Source organism: Sporosarcina sp. P29 (assembly GCF_002743265.1).
GTDB lineage: Bacteria > Bacillota > Bacilli > Bacillales_A > Planococcaceae > Sporosarcina.
The window spans coordinates 251,246-268,677 of record NZ_PDYX01000003.1 but is presented as its reverse complement, the minus strand read 5'-3'; the positions used below and the strand labels follow the sequence as shown (position 1 = coordinate 268,677).

At 40.9% G+C, this 17,432-nt stretch carries 16 protein-coding genes; 1 reads left to right on the top strand and 15 read right to left on the bottom strand.

Features of this window, described 5'->3' with window-relative positions; genetic code table 11:
- Positions 1-79: 79 nt before the first annotated feature.
- The 4 genes from tkt to yneA all read right to left on the bottom strand — a co-directional run bounded on the left by tkt (position 80) and on the right by yneA (position 3,475).
- Entirely contained in the window at positions 80-2,086 is a 2,007-nt protein-coding gene (tkt, locus tag CSV68_RS04915; RefSeq protein ID WP_099661569.1) for a transketolase, read from the bottom strand.
- Between the two features lie 108 nt (positions 2,087-2,194).
- Positions 2,195-2,431, bottom strand: a complete 237-nt coding sequence (locus tag CSV68_RS04910) for a DUF896 domain-containing protein (RefSeq protein WP_099633243.1) — start codon at positions 2,429-2,431, stop codon at positions 2,195-2,197.
- A 67-nt stretch (positions 2,432-2,498) separates the two neighbouring features.
- Positions 2,499-3,152 (bottom strand): YneB family resolvase-like protein, encoded by a 654-nt coding sequence (locus CSV68_RS04905; RefSeq protein ID WP_099633242.1) that lies wholly within the window; start codon positions 3,150-3,152, stop codon positions 2,499-2,501.
- Positions 3,149-3,475 (bottom strand): cell division suppressor protein YneA, encoded by a 327-nt coding sequence (gene yneA, locus CSV68_RS04900; protein WP_099633241.1) that lies wholly within the window; start codon positions 3,473-3,475, stop codon positions 3,149-3,151. The genes CSV68_RS04905 and yneA overlap by 4 nt, the downstream gene beginning before the upstream one ends.
- A 195-nt stretch (positions 3,476-3,670) precedes the next feature.
- Here yneA and lexA point away from each other — a divergent pair, with 195 nt between their 5' ends.
- The gene (gene lexA, locus CSV68_RS04895) at positions 3,671-4,291 is read left to right on the top strand and encodes a transcriptional repressor LexA (protein ID WP_099633240.1); all 621 of its coding nucleotides are present in this window, start codon (positions 3,671-3,673) and stop codon (positions 4,289-4,291) included.
- A gap of 51 nt (positions 4,292-4,342) precedes the next feature.
- Here lexA and CSV68_RS04890 read toward each other — a convergent pair whose 3' ends face one another.
- The 11 genes from CSV68_RS04890 to miaB all read right to left on the bottom strand — a co-directional run bounded on the left by CSV68_RS04890 (position 4,343) and on the right by miaB (position 17,340).
- Positions 4,343-5,602: a methionine gamma-lyase family protein gene (locus tag CSV68_RS04890; protein ID WP_099633239.1), complete on the bottom strand. Its 1,260-nt coding sequence runs from the start codon at positions 5,600-5,602 to the stop codon at positions 4,343-4,345.
- 94 nt (positions 5,603-5,696) lie between these two features.
- Positions 5,697-5,921 carry an RNA chaperone Hfq gene (hfq, locus tag CSV68_RS04885; RefSeq protein ID WP_099633238.1) on the bottom strand — a complete coding sequence of 75 codons (225 nt, stop codon included), beginning with the start codon at positions 5,919-5,921 and terminating at the stop codon, positions 5,697-5,699.
- A 40-nt stretch (positions 5,922-5,961) separates the two neighbouring features.
- A complete protein-coding gene (gene miaA, locus CSV68_RS04880; protein ID WP_099661568.1) occupies positions 5,962-6,894 on the bottom strand; it encodes a tRNA (adenosine(37)-N6)-dimethylallyltransferase MiaA in 933 nt (310 codons plus the stop codon).
- Positions 6,878-7,804 carry an alpha/beta hydrolase gene (locus CSV68_RS04875; RefSeq protein ID WP_099661567.1) on the bottom strand — a complete coding sequence of 309 codons (927 nt, stop codon included), beginning with the start codon at positions 7,802-7,804 and terminating at the stop codon, positions 6,878-6,880. The genes miaA and CSV68_RS04875 overlap by 17 nt, the downstream gene beginning before the upstream one ends.
- Positions 7,801-9,441: a glycerol-3-phosphate dehydrogenase/oxidase gene (locus tag CSV68_RS04870; RefSeq protein WP_099661566.1), complete on the bottom strand. Its 1,641-nt coding sequence runs from the start codon at positions 9,439-9,441 to the stop codon at positions 7,801-7,803. The genes CSV68_RS04875 and CSV68_RS04870 overlap by 4 nt, the downstream gene beginning before the upstream one ends.
- 27 nt (positions 9,442-9,468) lie before the next feature.
- Positions 9,469-11,295: a DNA mismatch repair endonuclease MutL gene (gene mutL, locus CSV68_RS04865; protein WP_099661565.1), complete on the bottom strand. Its 1,827-nt coding sequence runs from the start codon at positions 11,293-11,295 to the stop codon at positions 9,469-9,471.
- A 5-nt stretch (positions 11,296-11,300) separates the two neighbouring features.
- Positions 11,301-13,868, bottom strand: coding sequence for a DNA mismatch repair protein MutS (gene mutS, locus CSV68_RS04860; RefSeq protein WP_099661564.1), 2,568 nt, complete (start codon positions 13,866-13,868; stop codon positions 11,301-11,303).
- A gap of 197 nt (positions 13,869-14,065) precedes the next feature.
- Entirely contained in the window at positions 14,066-14,569 is a 504-nt protein-coding gene (locus CSV68_RS04855; RefSeq protein WP_099661563.1) for an immunoglobulin-like domain-containing protein, read from the bottom strand.
- Between the two features lie 111 nt (positions 14,570-14,680).
- Complete coding sequence (cotE, locus tag CSV68_RS04850) at positions 14,681-15,238, bottom strand: outer spore coat protein CotE (protein WP_099633231.1); 558 nt, start codon at positions 15,236-15,238, stop codon at positions 14,681-14,683.
- Between the two features lie 120 nt (positions 15,239-15,358).
- Positions 15,359-15,793, bottom strand: coding sequence for a YlbF/YmcA family competence regulator (locus CSV68_RS04845; protein ID WP_199168358.1), 435 nt, complete (start codon positions 15,791-15,793; stop codon positions 15,359-15,361).
- A complete protein-coding gene (gene miaB, locus CSV68_RS04840) occupies positions 15,793-17,340 on the bottom strand; it encodes a tRNA (N6-isopentenyl adenosine(37)-C2)-methylthiotransferase MiaB (RefSeq protein ID WP_099633229.1) in 1,548 nt (515 codons plus the stop codon). The genes CSV68_RS04845 and miaB overlap by 1 nt, the downstream gene beginning before the upstream one ends.
- Positions 17,341-17,432 lie beyond the last annotated feature (92 nt).

The window sequence follows — 17,432 nt, the reverse complement described above, 5'->3', positions numbered from 1 at the left end:
CTTCATCACTATTATTGTCGTAAAGCTGCGCAAAAAAACACACGGCTCTTTGATAGAAAGAGCCGTGTGTTGCGTATGCTTAGTTATTTAATAGATTTGTCATTTCTCTTACAACATTTTCTACAGTAAAGCCATACTTTTCAATGACTAAGTCGCCTGGCGCACTTGCACCAAATGTATCAATTGCCATGACAGTTCCTTCATCGCCTGAGTATTTATGCCAGCCAAGGGAAGCTCCCATCTCAATCGCTACTCTCTTCTTGATGTTCTTTGGAAGAACAGAATCTTTGTACGCTTGATCCTGTTTCTCAAATAGATCCCATGAAGGCATGGAGACGACAGCGACGTCGATACCTTGTTCTTTAAGAGCTTTCTGCGCTTCAACTGCAAGACTTACTTCCGAGCCGCTTGCAAGCAGTAAACCATCTGCTTGCTCTTTAGAAGCAGGTGATATGACATACGCACCTTTTGGTACATATTCCATCGCTAGTTCTTGTGATTTAGGCAATACTTCAAGGTTTTGTCTAGACAAGACTAAGACAGTTGGTGTGTCTTTTGAAGTAGCAGCTATATGCCATGCTGCAGATGTTTCATTTCCGTCAGCAGGACGGATGATAGACAATCCAGGCATTGCACGTAATGAAGCCAATTGCTCAACTGGTTCATGAGTAGGTCCGTCTTCTCCGACCGCTACGCTATCATGTGTGAATACATATGTTACGGGTAAGCCCATTAATGCAGACAATCGAATAGCAGGACGTACATAATCACTAAACACGAAGAATGTTCCACCAAATACTTTCACTCCGCCGTGAAGAGTCATGCCGTTTAGAGCAGTCCCCATAGCGAATTCACGAACACCAAACCATATATTACGGCCCGCATAGTCGTCTGCAGTGAAATCACCTGCATTTTTAATCGTTGTCTTGTTTGAACCCGCAAGGTCCGCGCTACCACCAAATAATGCCGGAACTGCTTTCGCTAATGCATTGATTGACTCACCAGATGCTGAACGAGTCGCTACAGAAGCACCTGCTTCATAAACTGGCATTTGTTCTTTTAAATCAGTTGGAAGTTCGTTTGCCATCGCTAATTTAAACTGTGTTGCCAATTCTTTATGTTCGTTTTCGTAGCTTGCGAATAGTTCATTCCATTGATTCTCTGATTGAACACCCAGTTGATCTGTTGCTGAATTAAAACGGTCATAAACTTCTTCTGGAACGTAGAAGTCTTCTTCAAATGTCCACTTGTAATACTCTTTCGTAAGCGCCATTTCATCTTCACCTAACGGTGCACCGTGTGCATCTGCTTTACCAGACTTATTTGGTGATCCGTAACCAATGACAGTTTTCACTTCAATGATTGTCGGTCCTCCTGTATTGCCTTTTGCTTTTTCAATTGCATCTGAAACAGATTTTGTATCATTGCCATCTTCTACGCGTGCATAGTTCCAGCCATATGATTCAAAGCGTTTTCTAATGTTTTCAGAGAACGACATATCTAAATCGCCATCTAAAGAAATATCGTTACTATCATATAGCACGATCAGTTTATTCAATTGAAGGTGGCCTGCCATAGAAATTGCTTCTGCCGCCACACCTTCCATCAAATCTCCATCACCGCAAAGTGCATATGTGTAGTGATCGACAATATCGAAACCGGGCTTGTTATACGTTGCCGCAAGATGTTTTTCAGCCATTGCCATACCAACGGACATACCAATCCCTTGTCCAAGTGGTCCTGTTGTCGCTTCAACTCCTGCAGTGTGTCCATACTCCGGATGTCCAGGTGTCTTTGAATCCCATTGTCTGAAGTTCTTTAAGTCATCAATAGTCAAACCGTAGCCACTTAAGTGCAACAAGCTGTAAAGTAACATGGAGCCGTGTCCTGCTGAAAGTACAAAACGGTCACGATTGAACCATTGTGGGTTTGATGGATTATGGTGTAAATGTTGTGTCCATAGTGTATACGCCATCGGTGCTGCGCCCATCGGTAATCCCGGGTGACCAGAATTTGCTTTTTCAATTGCATCGATTGATAATGTTCGGATTGTCGTTATTGCCAGTTGATCGATTTTTTCGGTCATGCTGTACATCCTTTCCGTCCTGTCTCATATGAGTGTTTTATAGTACATATTCCTTCTCTAGTGTAGTCAATTCTAGAGTTAATTACAATGTTAATCCTTTACCTATCATCAATTTAGCGGCTTTTGATTCGCTCGCGCTAGTTTAACTTTTTCAGGTGTTACATCATTTCCTTCAGGATCTACTACTTTGACCGATTCGATTGTTTCACGCATGCTTGAACGGAATGATTCCAAGTATTCCTTTCTCAACCGCGTCTGTTCTTTTGCCTCCTCGATCGATAATCCTGTTGTTTTCTTTTTATTCGCCAATTCATTAATACGTTTTATTTTCTTTTCTGATAGCATCTTTAAAACCCTCCATAAGTTAGTCGTTTAATAAAATGTAAACAACCTGAAGGAAAAGTGCAACCTATTAGTGTTCTTGTGCAATAAACTCTTTATATCTTCTATGAACCGTCGCTTTACTGACAGCATGGCCAAGTCCATTCAATACCGTTGCAATTTCTTCGTATGTGAGACCTTTGTTGCGAAGCGAGACAATTTCTTCTATTGGTAGTTCAAGTCTTTCACGCCCCGGTCCCTGATCAATATTCCGCAGATTCTTTGATGGATCATAGCCTCTGTCAACAGCACGCTTCATCCCTCTACGTATTTTTGCATTATGTAGTTTACGTTGATATTCCTCTACGATTGCGAGAATTTCTAGTAACATGGAATCCATTTCATTCAGTTCTATTGTACCGTTTGAATGATTGGTAATCACAGCCGTTTCACTTTTTGCAATTACATGCAATATCGCGACCCTTGCATTCCCTCGACCTAATCGTGTCTCATCTTGAATGAATACTGCATCCACTAAACCATTTTGGATTTGATCCAACATGGATAGAAGGCCTTCACGATCCATATCATACCCACTCTGCCGATCTGTGTAAATTCCAACACAATCATAGGATAACTCAGTAGCTAACTTTTCTAGTTCTTCCTGCTGCCTTACAATAGACTGCTCTTGTGTTTCTTTTTCTGTACTCACTCGGCAGTATATTACACACGTCTTTTCTGTCATTTAGTTCCCACTCCTATTTCAGCCACCCGGATATCTGTTTGTTTATTAATTTTAACAGGCACACGCAGTAATTCACCTGAAACGATTTGATCGGTAGGCAATTCATTTAATGAACGTACCTGTTCGATCCAATGAGTGGTTGGTATATCTTCTGAGTAGTTAGAAGCCAGTTGCCATAGTGTATCTCCTTCATTAACAACGATTTCCATATAGTGATCTTCCACGGCTATTTTATCGAATTGAACCCAGGCAAATGACACACATACTATTAATAATACAGCGAAATAATAATTGTTTTTAATAAATTCTTTAACAAATTCCATAATAACTCCTCCTCTAATTTGCGCATTTAGAATGCACGTTCGGAATACCTGTTCTTAATTATAAGAGAACATATGATTCCATGTCAAGCAAAATTAGAACCTTTGTTTGATTACTAATCGAACACATGTTATACTATATTCAAAATAGTGGTTCAGTATTCCATTGCTCGCAAACTAGTAGAAGAGGTGAATCTGTTGAAGAAAATATCAAAGAGACAAGAAGAAATACTTGCTTTCATAAAAGATGAAGTGCGTTTAAAAGGTTACCCCCCTTCCGTTCGTGAAATTGGGGAAGCTGTCGGTCTTGCATCAAGTTCCACGGTTCACGGTCACTTATCACGGCTCGAAAGTAAAGGTTTTATACGCCGGGATCCGACAAAACCTCGTGCCATTGAAATTTTGGATCCTGAAGGACTGGACGAGTTAAAGAGTGGCGTTATGCATGTGCCATTGATTGGTAAAGTTACAGCTGGTAATCCAATTACGACAATTGAAAATATCGAAGAGTACTTCCCATTGCCGGATACATTCGGTTCATCAGAGGATGAAATCTTCATGTTAGAGATTGTAGGAGATAGTATGATTGAAGCTGGCATCTTAAACGGAGACCGTGTGATTGTCAGACAAACCCACTCCGCAAGTAATGGTGAAATCGTTGTAGCTATGACAGAAGAAGACGAAGCGACAGTTAAACGTTTCTTTAAAGAGAAAGACTATTTCCGACTCCAACCAGAAAACTCCTCTATGGAGCCAATCATTGTAGATCAAGTTTCTATTTTAGGAAAAGTGATTGGTGTTTTCCGTATGATTCATTAATCAACAAAAAAGTGTATCGAGAAACCTTAATAGGTTCTCGATACACTTTTTTTATACCAACTTCTTTTCAAGCAATTGTTCCATAGAATCTAGTACTGCGGATTTTACATGCTCATAGGTCAATCCACCTTGAATATATGCTGTGTAGGGTGGTCTAATTGGGCCGTCAGCTGTCAATTCGATACTGGAGCCTTGAATAAACGTACCCGCTGCCATTATGACGTCATCGGCATAACCGGGCATATAGGATGGCTCCGGTGCATATTGAGCATTAATTGGTGAGTTTTGCTGGATCATCTGACAGAATGCAATCATTTGTTCGGCGTTTAAAAAATTCACTGATTGGATTAAATCCGTTCGAAGCTCACTGTAATGCGGTGTGGTATCCATACCAAAGCTACCGAAAAATGCCGATGTGAATAGCGCGCCTTTGACCGCTTGACTTACTACGTGTGGGGCTAAGAAGAATCCTTGGTACATCTCAAGTAACGTATCTAGTGAGGCTCCTGCCTCAGCTCCAAGGCCTGGAGAAGTCATTCGATATGCACACTTCTCAACCAAGTCTTTCTTACCTGCTATGTATCCACCTGTTCTGGCAAGTCCGCCGCCTGGATTTTTGATGAGCGATCCTGCCATCAGATCTGCTCCAACTTCTACGGGCTCTTTCATTTCCACAAATTCTCCATAGCAATTATCTACAAATATCACGACATCTTCTTTGATTTTACGGATTTCCTTAATAATCGCTTCAATTTCATGGATTCTGAATGATGGATTGCTTGAATAACCTTTCGAACGTTGGATTGCTACGACTTTCGTCTTCGATGAAATCGTCACTTTGGCTTTCTCATAATCAACAGAGCCATCCTCTTTCAAATCAATATGCTGATAAGAAATGTGAAAGTCCTCTAGTGAACCCGTATCTTTGCCATTGCCGGAAATGATAGACTCCAACGTATCGTATGGTTTACCCGTAATATAAAGAAGTTCATCACCCGGACGCAATATCCCAAACAAGCTAATTGTAATGGCATGCGTGCCTGAGATAATTTGATTTCTGACAAGACAGTCTTCCGCTCCGAATACATCTGAGTATACTTGTTCCAATACATCACGGCCACTGTCATCATAACCATAACCTGTAGAGCCGGATAAATGAAAGTCGCTTACCTGATTTTTTTTGAATGCTTGTAAGACTTTTCTTTGGTTAAAAAACGCAATTTCTTCTACTGTCTTCACGTACGGAGCAATTAGTTCCTCCGCTTCTTGTGATTTAATCAGTAATTCATCATTTATGGGTGTTATTTGCATGTGTAGTACCTCATTTCATTTTGTCATATTCTATTTTACCAGATGAAGTGTATATACCAAATGAAAGACAACAAAAAAACAGGCAAGCGCCTGTTTATAGTTCGTCTTTTAAAATAACTGGTTTTGCAGGGGCATACGTAGAAATCGCATGCTTATAAATAAGCTGTTGCTTACCGTCTGTTTCCAATAGAACCGTATAATTATCATACGACTTGATTAGACCCTTTAGTTGAAAACCATTTAGTAAAAAGATTGTCACGAATGTGTTGTTCTTCCGTAAAGAATTCAAAAACGTATCTTGCATATTTCCTTGTGCCATTCGATTGCCTCCTCGTCCCTGTTATTTAGTTATTCCATACTCACTTCTGAAAATCCTTTATTATCTTACAGGTTGTTTGAAAAACTTCTTCCCCCGACTGATTAGCATCTACCCACTGGACAGGCAATTTATTACGAAAGTAGGTCAGCTGCCTTTTTGCATAATTACGTGTGTTTTTCATTACCGCTTCTATTGCCTGCTCTTTTGTTAATTGTCCGTCAAAATAGGAAATCAGTTCTTTATAACCTATCGCTTGTACAGATTGAGTGTGCCGAATCCCTTTATTCCAGAGTTGCTGTACTTCTGTAAACAAACCCGCTTGAACCATTTGTTCCACACGCATATCGATTCGTTCATAGAGTAGTTCACGGGGAAGATCCAGACCAATAATTACAGAATGATACATCGGCTGATTTCCTTGTTGCTGTTCATGGTCTTGCTTTGTTTGACCCGTCACTTCAAGGATCTCTAGCGCACGCACTAGACGTCTATGATTATTCGGATGGATTTTCTCCGCACTTTTCGCATCTAATTCTGCAAGTTTCGCGTGCAAGACATCTGCGCCTTCTAGTTCAAGTTCCCGTTCTATGCGCGCTCGCACTTCAGGGTCGGCGGCTTGTTCTGTAAATCGATAATCAAACAAAACGGACTGAACATACATTCCACTGCCACCAACAATAATAGGTAGTTTTCCACGAGATTGAATATCCGCTATCCATTGTCTCACCGCTAGTTGATATTCCGCTACGGAAAACGATTCTGTTGGTTCTTTTACATCAAAGAAATGGTGTGGAATTCCTTGCATTTCAGAACGATGAATCTTTGCTGTGCCGATATCCAATTCTTTATATACTTGCATAGCATCTCCATTAATGATTTCTCCATTAAACAATTTTGCCAGGGCTATGCTAAGCGCTGTTTTCCCTGAAGCAGTCGGTCCTACTACTGCTAGTACATCAACGGGTAAGTTCATGTCGTTTCATCCATTCTACGATAGTCATATACACTTGTTTGTAGTTGGTTTCCTGAAGCATCTCGTGCCTTCCGCCTTCATAGAGCTGAACAGTAACTTGCTGTTGTTTCGCTTTGTCGAATTGTTTGGCTACTTTCCACACACCTTTAGCGCGGTCTCCTACTAAATCATCTGTACCTGAGAATAATAAAATCGGTAGTTCATTCGGAATATTCAACAAAAATTCAGGCACTTCCATTGAATTCATTCCTTCAAGCAACACACGAAATAGTTGAGCAGTCGGTACGAAACCACATGCCTCATCCTCTTCGTAATCAGCCACGCTTTCTACATCGCGCGATAGCCAAGCAAATTCACCTTCATCAGGAAATTGTTTCGAATAATTGCCGAAGACCAAGTTGTTCAAAAACACATCCGGTTGCTCTTTAGGGAACTTATCTTCCCTATACGCAGCCAACGCAATCGCAGCATGTGCAGTGAACTCAGAATTAGAACCAGTGCCCGATAAGATCACTTGACTAATCGTCTGACTATAAAGCTGGATATAGCGCCTAGCAACGAATGAACCCATGCTATGACCGAGTAGTACAACGGGAAGTTCCGGGTATTGTAGTTGATAACATTGATTCACTTCGAATGCATCATCTACCAATTGGTCGAATGTAGCAGACTCACCTATATAGCCGTAAACATGCCCATTTTCTATAGCTGTCTTACCGTGTCCCCTTTGGTCATGCAACGTCACGACATACCCTTGCGACTGCAAGTACTGTGCGAATCTTTTATAGCGTCCGCTATGTTCTGCTAATCCATGAATGATGTGCACACGGCCAATCGGCTCAGTCTCCGGTGTATAACTTGTCCCATACACTTTTGTCCCGTCACGCATTGCTATCCATTGGTCTGTCATGAACTTACACTTCCCTTCGCTTCCGCAATCGCATTTTGCAAATCGTTTTCATGAGTGGCTTTCTCACTGTCTGTATACTGCAACAACTTTGCCATATAGTCGGTTACTTGTGTCGCTAATGTTTCTACAACATCGATTTGGAAATATAAATCACCTTTTCTGCGGATAAAGAAATCGCTTGGCGTTGTGACCATTTCATGATGAATTCCATATAAGATCTCTGCGCGTAAACTTATCGGCAAATTGTTCTCTTCTGCTGAAATCGAGTGGGCTAATTGGAAAACTTCATCACTATTTCTTCCGTAAAATGAAGCAAGACGCGCTCCTTGCTGTGGAGTTAAGCCGAATTTAGGTGCTCTTTCCGCTTGTAGGTCAATAAATTGCTTCAACGCTTCATCGTCTATGAAATCACTTCCTGAAACGGGGATATCCTTCGTTTCACATCGCTTGATAGATGGCTTTACTAGCTGTTCACTAATTCGATCCACTACGACTTCCGCCATCTGACGGTAGCCTGTTAACTTCCCTCCTGCAATCGTCAGCAATCCAGGAACTGTTTCCCACACTTCATCTCTTCGTGAGATTTCAGAGGCGTCCTTACCTTCTTGTGCAATCAATGGACGAATTCCTGCCCACGTAGATTCTACATGTTGACGTTGAAGATGAATGCTTGGGAATATCTCACTAACCGCATCGATAATATAATGTATATCCTCTTCGGTCGCTATAGGATGCTGTTTATCCTCGGTATAAAATGTATCAGTCGTTCCTATATACGTTTTATTATCCCGTGGAATAGCAAATAACATACGACCATCCGAGTTATCAAAATAGATTGCTTGTTGCAACGGGAAGATAGATTGATCTACTACGATATGGACACCTTTCGTAATATGCAATTGTTTCGTATGTTTGCTGCTAATTTTCTGCTGCAACTCATCTACCCACGGACCAGATGCGTTGATCACCATAGAAGCCCCTACGGAAAATCGTTCACCGGTTAGTTGATCACTTAATACTGCTCCAACGATTCGATCTTTCTCAAAGTTGAATTGTTCGCACTTCATATAATTCAAGCAAAGTGCGCCTTTTTCTGCCGCTTTCTTCAGTACTTCAATCGTCAAGCGCGCATCATCGGTTTGATACTCCACATAATACCCGCCACCTTTTAAGCGTTCCTTTTTCAGTAATGGTTCAAGTTCAGCTGTTTCTTCTTTCGTCAACATTTCCCGTCGTTCTGCCGGCTTTACACCCGCCAGTAGGTCGTAGGCGAGAAGCCCGACAGAAGTGGAATACTTGCCATACGTTCCTTTTTGATAAATCGGCAATAGCATCGGTCTTGATTTGGTAATGTTACGAGAGTTACGGAAGACAATTTCCCGTTCTTTTCCCGTTTCTGCCACTATTTTCACTTCTAGTTGTTTTAAATAGCGTAAACCGCCATGTATCAGTTTAGTTGAACGGCTAGATGTTCCCGCCGCAAAATCTTGCATATCAACTAGGGCAACCGAAAATCCTCTTGCAGCCGCATCCAATGCGATTCCGGCACCTGTAATCCCTCCACCGACAACTAAAACATCGAATGAAAAGTTTCTCAAGTCCTGAATTCTGCTTGATCTTTCTAATGTAGAAAACATAAAATCGCTCCTCTCTGATGTGCTCTGTTACATCACTCGTTTAAACATTTTCTCTAATTCATACGTTGTAAAATGGATCAATACTGGACGACCATGCGGACATGTATAAGGATTATGACATGCACCTAGATCAGTCAGTAATTGTTCCATGTCTTCTTGTCTTAAGTAATAATTTGCTTTGATCGATTTTTTACAACTCATCATAATGGCACTTTCCTCACGCAGTTTCTCGACATCGACTTTGCGTTTCTCGAGTACTTGCTCAATCATTTCTTCTATGATCGAGGTAGCTTGTCCTTCAGGGAACCATGAAGGATACTCTTTCACGGTATACGTCGCTGGACCGAATGCTTCCAAAAACACACCGACTTCTTCCAGTGCATCTTTACACTCTTCAATCTTTACTTGCTCATCAGCTGAGTAATGAAAAACTAGTGGTAAGAGCAATTGCTGCCGTTCACCAGCATCCACTTGTCCAAGCTTCACTTTGAAGTATTCATATTTGATTCGTTCTTGCGCAGCGTGCTGATCGATCAAATAAAATCCGTCTTCATTTTGCGCCACTATATATGTTCCATGAACTTGTCCGATCGGTGCAATGGAAGGAAAATGATTCATTTCCTGCTGTTGCTGCTCATAGACAGTAGGCTCTTGCGGCATGGGTTCTTCTTGCGGTTCAAAAACAGCTTCTGGAAAGACCGGTGTAGCTTGCTCTCTAATAGGCGCTTCCACAGGCGCAATGGAAGACTGTACTTCTTGTCCTTCTAATGGAACCGCTACTTCCGGCCGACGATAAGAAGGTGTCCAAATTGTCTGCTGTTGCGAGTCTCTTTTAACAGGCTTCTCTTTCTTTACCGCGTCAGGAATTATAGTGACTCCTTGAATTGCCTCTCTAATTGCTGCCTTTATCAAAGAAAGTAATTCTCCTTCTTTACTAATACGGATATGACGCTTCGCAGGATGAACGTTGACATCTGTCAAAATAGGATCTGCTGTAATATCAATAACTGCAATCGGAAACCTTCCTATAGGTAAGTACGTATGCATCGCATCAATAGCTGCTTGCGTTCCTGCATAGCTTTTAATCCAACGGCCATTCATCAGAAGTGAAATATAATTTTTAGATGCGCGTGTCATCTCAGGAAGTGTAATAAAACCCTTCACCTTAAAATCAGCATCTTCCTTTTGAAACGGGATCATCTTACGGGCAACTCCTACACCGTATATATCTGATAATACCCGTAATAAGTCTCCTGAACCCGATGTTCTAAGAACTTTATGATGATCGTGAGTTAACGAAAAGGAAATGTCAGGATGACTTAATGCTAATCGATTCAATAAATCTATCGTATGTCCAAGTTCCGTCTGAATCGTTTTCATATATTTCAAACGTGCGGGCGTATTAAAAAATAAATGTTGTATAAGAAAATCTGTGCCTTTTCGTAATGCTCCCGCTTCATACTTCAGTACTTTACCGCCTTCTATCTCCACTACAGCACCTTCTACACCATCAGAAGTCCATAACGATACTTTCGATACTGCGGCAATACTTGCTAAGGCTTCTCCTCGAAACCCAAGCGTACGAATTCGAAACAGATCATGTTCATTAGTTATTTTACTAGTAGCATGCCTTTCAAAACAGCGAATGGCATCTTCTTCAGACATCCCCTTGCCATTATCGGTAACACGGATCGAAGTCAAACCCGCCTCCACTAGAGATACTTCAATTTTAGTACTTTGCGCATCAATCGCATTTTCCACTAGTTCCTTAACGATAGAAGCAGGACGTTCCACCACTTCTCCCGCCGCTATTTTATTGGCTAGTGTGTCTTCCATAATGTGAATTTGATTCATCCGCTTCACCCCTTCTTCTCTGTGGTCAGGCGTTCTTTCCACTCCATTATTTTCTGCATGGTTTGCATAGGTGTCATATTCATCAAGTCCACCGCTTCTATTTCATCGAGCAATTTTTGTGTTTCTGCGGAAAGCATAGGCTCGCTGTCCGTTTCAAACAAGGCAAGCTGTTCTGACACAGATGACGCGCCTTTCGTTGTACTATCTTCTTCAAATCGCTGTAACAGGGTTTTTGCACGTCCTACTACATCTGCAGGAAGACCTGCGAGTTCTGCTACATGAATCCCGTAGCTTCGATCGGCTGCTCCAGGTAATACTTTATGCAGGAACACGACTTTACCATTTTGCTCTTTCGCCGCAACGTGTACGTTCAATAAGCGATCTAACACATCTTCCAATTGTGTCAGTTCATGATAATGGGTAGAAAACAGTGTGTTCGCACCAATTTCTTCATGGATATACTCCATCATCGCTTGTGCGAGTGCCATCCCATCATACGTTGAAGTTCCGCGCCCAATCTCGTCAAACAACAATAGACTGTGGGAGGACGCATGAGCCAATGCATATTGAGACTCCATCATTTCCATCATGAATGTACTCTGTCCCGACGCCACGTCATCCGCAGCTCCTATACGTGTGAATATTTGATCTGTGATGGGCAGTATAGCCTTTTCACAAGGCACGAAACAACCGATTTGTGCCATCACTACAGTCAAAGCTACTTGACGCATATACGTACTTTTACCCGACATGTTGGGGCCTGTAATAAGCAACATATTTTCATCTTCAGCTAGCATACAAGAATTTGGGATATATAATGAATGGTTCATCATTTTCTCCACGACTGGATGTCGGCCATTTTCAATGTCGACAGCCTTCCCTGTATGGAACACTGGTCGAACATATTGATTCTTTTCAGATACTTTAGCAAATGACAGCAAAACATCCAGTTCACTGATGACAGATGCTAGTTGTTGAATTCGTTGTACATCGCCCTTCACCTGTTCGCGAATTGACTGGAATAAATCCAATTCCAATGTCTGGCTGTCTGCCTCCGCGTTTAGGATCAGTTCTTCTTTTTCTTTCAGCTCCGTCGTTATGTATCGCTCTGCATTCGCGAGTGTCTGCTTACGTTCATAGCGAGATAAGTCAGCTAAATGAATATTGGATTTAGTGATTTCAATATAATACCCAAAAATCCGATTATAGCCTATTTTCAACGTTTTAATTCCGGTCAGTTGTCGCTCTTTTTGCTCAAGTTGCGCTAACCATGTCTTTCCATTACGGGAAGCATTTCGAAGCTCATCTAATTTTTCATGATAACCGTCCAAAATGAGTCCACCGTCTTTACTAGATATCGGTGGGTTGACTGCTATCGCATCCGTCAACAACTGGAATGTTTCTCCGCAAGGATCCATTCGGTCAGCAAAGCGCTGTAACATCGGATGCTTCGATTGTTCAAGCAATTGTTTTAGTTTTGGTATATGTGACAATGAATTGCGTAATTGTGCAAGATCACGTGCACTTGCACTACCCATAGATATTCTGCCGGCAAGGCGTTCTACATCATAAACGTCATGCAATTCTTCTAGTAACTCTTCACGCAAGAAATACTCATCAAGTAAGTTGTTTACAGTTTCTAGACGATCTTCAATCGCTTGTCGCTGCGCCAAAGGCTGGTGAATCCACATCCGTAATTTCCTCGCACCCATCGCTGTAACGGTTTCATCAAGTACCCAGAACAACGTACCTTCTTTTTTGCCTGAACGAATAGTTTGTACAAGCTCTAAATTCCGCATCGAGTTCGCATCAATCGATAACTTAGCATCTTTCTCTATATAGATGAAAGGCCGAATATGACCAAAAACCATCTTTTGCATGCGTAGTAGATACGACTGCAACTTACGGCAAGCTTCCTGCAACTCTTCTGGCAAATGGTCATATGTATCATGACCAATTGATCCCGAATGCTCCGTATCTTCAATTGAAAGCATGATTTCGCGACTTTCGAACAGATCTGTCAAAATAACATGAAGTTGTTGATCAACGATAATTTCCTTCATGTTAAGTGCTTCGATTTCTGCCAGCAGTGTTCGCTCGCTTCCTTCAATTAACTCTACTTTCCCTTCTCCAGTACCGACATCAAGATACGCTAGTGCATAACGTTGATACCCTAAGCTATCGATAGCACCTATAAAATGATTTGCCTCGACATCAATTGTTTTACCTTCTGTTAATGTTCCAGGCGTAATAACTTTAACGACTTCACGTTTAACAATTCCCTTTACGTTGCGTGGGTCTTCCATTTGTTCACATATCGCTACTTTATGACCTTTATGGATTAATGTTTCAATATATCCAGTAGCGGAGTGATAAGGTATACCGCACATTGGTATACGTTCTCGTGCACCGGAATCCCTACTAGTTAACGTAATTTCTAATAATGCAGATGCATTAACGGCATCCTCAAAAAACATCTCATAGAAATCTCCCAAACGGAAGAATAAAAATGCGTCTGTATATTGCTCTTTAATTTTCAAATATTGTTGCATCATTGGTGTATGTTCAGACATGGTAAACCCTCTTTTTCTCGCTCATTTTCTATACATTATACCAAACACCCTAAGAGTTAACGAATCAAAAGGGGTTGATGTAGTTTTAAAAGGTAAATAGACATATATAATCAAATAAAAACGGTATTTAAAAAATATAAACTATTCTTGCTTTTGATTAGCTAGGATAGTTTAATCTGTTCTATTCCAATTTTGTGCTATTCTGGTGCTCTGTGTTTAGAAGTTACTGTAAATGGTACAGCGAGTGTTATCGTATAATAGGGAGCTATTGGCGTCAGAAATATTTTCACTAGGCGAAATTGGCCGGGTACGAGAGTCACTCCAAGTGTTTCTACGGAAAAACTTTGTTGGATTTCCTTGCCCGGTGCAATCAAATTACCTAAATTAGTAAAGTGTGGATTTTCATAAAACACTGAATCCGAATGTGTCAGAGTGTACCATTCATCATTTTTTAATACTTCTATTTGATAATATTCACCGTACTCATAAATACTTTTACTGTCATTCTTTACTTTCGTGTGGAATAACGGCATACCTTCCTCATATTGATCTTCTAGAATCGAAAATGTCAGGCCTTGCTCATTCGTCACTAATTTCTGCTCAGGTGAAGGAGCTGTTAGTGTTTGTATTTCATTCTCTTTCGAACATGCTATCAACAGTGTCAAAGCAGATAGGAGTATAAGCCATTTGATCTTCACCATAGGATCACCTTCCTGTCTATAGACTACATCTACTAGCGAAAATTCCACTTGACCTGCATCATGTTTTTTTACTTAAAGCAAAATAAAAAAAAAGCCGGTGAATCTCCGGCTTTAAAATGGTGAATCTTTACGTTTTGGTGGTTGGTGTGGTCTCTCTTTATTCGGTACTTCATTATCCTTTTTATCCTCCATCACAAGAGAAGAAGATTCTGCTTCAAGTATCGGCCATTCTTCATCATATGGATCGGGATGAATGGTTACAGAAACTTTTGTTTCACCAATCATCTCAACTAATAGTTCTCTTTCAATGGAAATGGAGAAGTTTTGGCCACATTCAGAAATACTGGCTTCTGTACAGTTAGGATGCTGCAATACCGTGACAATCGTTTCTTCTTTTGCGGATGTCGGCTCATCGCGGTAATGCAACGCGATCTTATCTTTATAAGGAATCGATTCAGTAAAGACAGACGTCTTGGAATGATCATGATGTGAATACCAAACATTCACGTCAAAACTACCCGTTACTTCTACATGCGCTCCAACTTTCTTTGCTTGTTGCGTGTGATTGATCACCCAGCAACCCAATATGCTGGAGGGGCGATTAGGCGGCTTCAGCAGCTCAGTAGTTTCCGAACGATGCTTCCCTTTGGCAATAACAGCTTTAGTCACAATTTGTCGTAAGTTTTTCAGTTTTCTTCCTCCTTCTTTGGCTTCTATCCATCCTATGCAACAGCAGCCCAGAAATTGAAAAAAATCGGCAAGGAATTTTCTCCTTAGCCGATTTTTTATTTAAGAAAGGGATTTTTTCTGCGTATTCTCTACGTATGATCCTGTTTCACCGCGTAATAGATCGCCGCCAGTAGACTCAATAATTTCATCTGTCACGCTGTTAGCTATTGTATTAGAAACCAATTGAAGTAAATCATTCACTTCGTCTTGAGACTGTTTGAATTCTTGTACCAATGGAATCGCGTCAATTTCACCTTGTACTTGTTCGATTTTCTTTTCAATCGCTTTTAATGCACGCTCTTTTTCGTAGTTTTGGAAATTCACTGCCTGTGTTTGAAGTGATTTCATACTAGCGATTTTTTCACGTACTTTTTGGTTTTCATTGATTTGCGCTTCTGCACGTTTATAAAACTCTACTTCTTCCGTGTTTGCCAACATATGTGCCAAATCACGTGCTTTTTCTATGATTTCTTCTTTTGTAAACTTCTTCTCCATTATCCCATCACCTTTTCTTGTTGGACTACTCCAATGAATTCACCATTGAGTGACCATGATTTTGCTTCTTTAATACGCACTTCTACTATCTCACCAATCACAGAGCGCGGTGCTACAAAATTCACTAATTTACTTTTTTCTGTGTAACCCGCTAGTACATCAGGATTTCTCTTACTTTCCCCTTCAACTAGTACTTTAACAGTTTGTCCTTCATATGGCTTCATTGCTTCGGCGGACATGTCGTTCACTAGTTTAAGAAGGCGCTGCAAGCGTTCTTTCTTTACTTCCATCGGTATATTGTCCTGCATCTTCGCAGCCGGTGTTCCTTCACGCGGTGAATAAATATATGTGAATGCCATATCAAACCCAACTTCGCGATAGAGAGACATCGTTTCTTGAAACTGTTCTTCTGTCTCATTCGGGAACCCTACAATAATATCCGTTGTGAGTGATAGATTAGGTATTGCACTTCTGATTTTATCAACCAGTTCCAAATAGCTTTCCCTAGTATATTTACGAGCCATAATCTTCAACATCTCAGTTGAACCTGATTGTACAGGCAAATGAATATGATCGACCAAGTTTCCACCTTTTGCAAGGACCTCTATCAAATGATCATCAAAATCGCGAGGGTGACTTGTAGTGAATCGAATTCTTGGGATATCAATTAATCGTAACTCATCCATGAGATCACCTAGACGGTATGTAATATCGTCAAAATCTTTGCCGTACGCATTCACATTTTGCCCTAGTAAGGTGATTTCTTTATAGCCTTCTGCAGCCAACTGACGAACTTCTTGAATGATGTCTGCTGGACGTCTGCTACGTTCTTTACCACGCGTATACGGCACGATACAGTACGTACAGAACTTATCACATCCGTACATGATATTAACCCATGCTTTGATCTTACCATGACGGACTTTTGGCAAGTCCTCAATCACGTCGCCTTCTTTGGACCACACTTCAATAACCATCTCTTTAGACATATACGCTTCATGTAAAATGTTCGGCAAGCGATGAATGTTATGTGTGCCGAAGATCATATCTACTTGATCATACGTTTTCAAGATTTTATTTACAACGGATTCTTCTTGTGACATACAGCCACATACTCCGATTAATAAATCAGGGTTTGTCAGTTTGAGTGGTTTATAATGACCTAATTCACCAAACACTTTATTCTCGGCATTTTCACGGATTGCGCATGTATTGAGCAGTATAACGTCTGCTTCTTTAACATTGTCAGTGGCATCATATCCTAATGCCATAAGAATCCCTGCAATCACTTCCGTATCGTGTTCATTCATTTGACAGCCAAATGTTCGAATAAAGAACTTACGACCTTGTCCCATTCCTTTAAAGCGTTGATCTATTTGAAAGTTATCGTGATATTCCACTTCTTCTTTCCCGCGTTTTTTTGCGTCTTTTAGAGAAGGCCCGCTATACACAGACTCGAAATATTTGCTATAGTCTTTTTCTAAGATGTCTGGTTTCGATCGGTCTTTCGTTGCGAGTCCAGCTTGCAAGCGCTGTTCTTCATTCATTGCAGAAGCCCCTTTCTATTACTTATCGGGAAATAAGCATACCTGTTGTTATTATACTGAACTTTTGTCTGATATGACAGCAAAGGGGAAAA

Coding starts and splice junctions, on each gene's coding strand:
- mutS (WP_099661564.1), bottom strand. CDS start 13,868: ATGTCTGAACATACACCAATGATGCAACAATATTTGAAAATTAAAGAG.
- CSV68_RS04855 (WP_099661563.1), bottom strand. CDS start 14,569: ATGGTGAAGATCAAATGGCTTATACTCCTATCTGCTTTGACACTGTTG.
- tkt (WP_099661569.1), bottom strand. CDS start 2,086: ATGACCGAAAAAATCGATCAACTGGCAATAACGACAATCCGAACATTA.
- miaB (WP_099633229.1), bottom strand. CDS start 17,340: ATGAATGAAGAACAGCGCTTGCAAGCTGGACTCGCAACGAAAGACCGA.
- CSV68_RS04910 (WP_099633243.1), bottom strand. CDS start 2,431: ATGCTATCAGAAAAGAAAATAAAACGTATTAATGAATTGGCGAATAAA.
- CSV68_RS04890 (WP_099633239.1), bottom strand. CDS start 5,602: ATGCAAATAACACCCATAAATGATGAATTACTGATTAAATCACAAGAA.
- mutL (WP_099661565.1), bottom strand. CDS start 11,295: ATGAATCAAATTCACATTATGGAAGACACACTAGCCAATAAAATAGCG.
- hfq (WP_099633238.1), bottom strand. CDS start 5,921: ATGGCACAAGGAAATATGCAAGATACGTTTTTGAATTCTTTACGGAAG.
- CSV68_RS04905 (WP_099633242.1), bottom strand. CDS start 3,152: ATGACAGAAAAGACGTGTGTAATATACTGCCGAGTGAGTACAGAAAAA.
- miaA (WP_099661568.1), bottom strand. CDS start 6,894: ATGAACTTACCCGTTGATGTACTAGCAGTAGTAGGACCGACTGCTTCA.
- CSV68_RS04870 (WP_099661566.1), bottom strand. CDS start 9,441: ATGTTTTCTACATTAGAAAGATCAAGCAGAATTCAGGACTTGAGAAAC.
- CSV68_RS04845 (WP_199168358.1), bottom strand. CDS start 15,793: ATGGAGAAGAAGTTTACAAAAGAAGAAATCATAGAAAAAGCACGTGAT.
- CSV68_RS04875 (WP_099661567.1), bottom strand. CDS start 7,804: ATGACAGACCAATGGATAGCAATGCGTGACGGGACAAAAGTGTATGGG.
- yneA (WP_099633241.1), bottom strand. CDS start 3,475: ATGGAATTTGTTAAAGAATTTATTAAAAACAATTATTATTTCGCTGTA.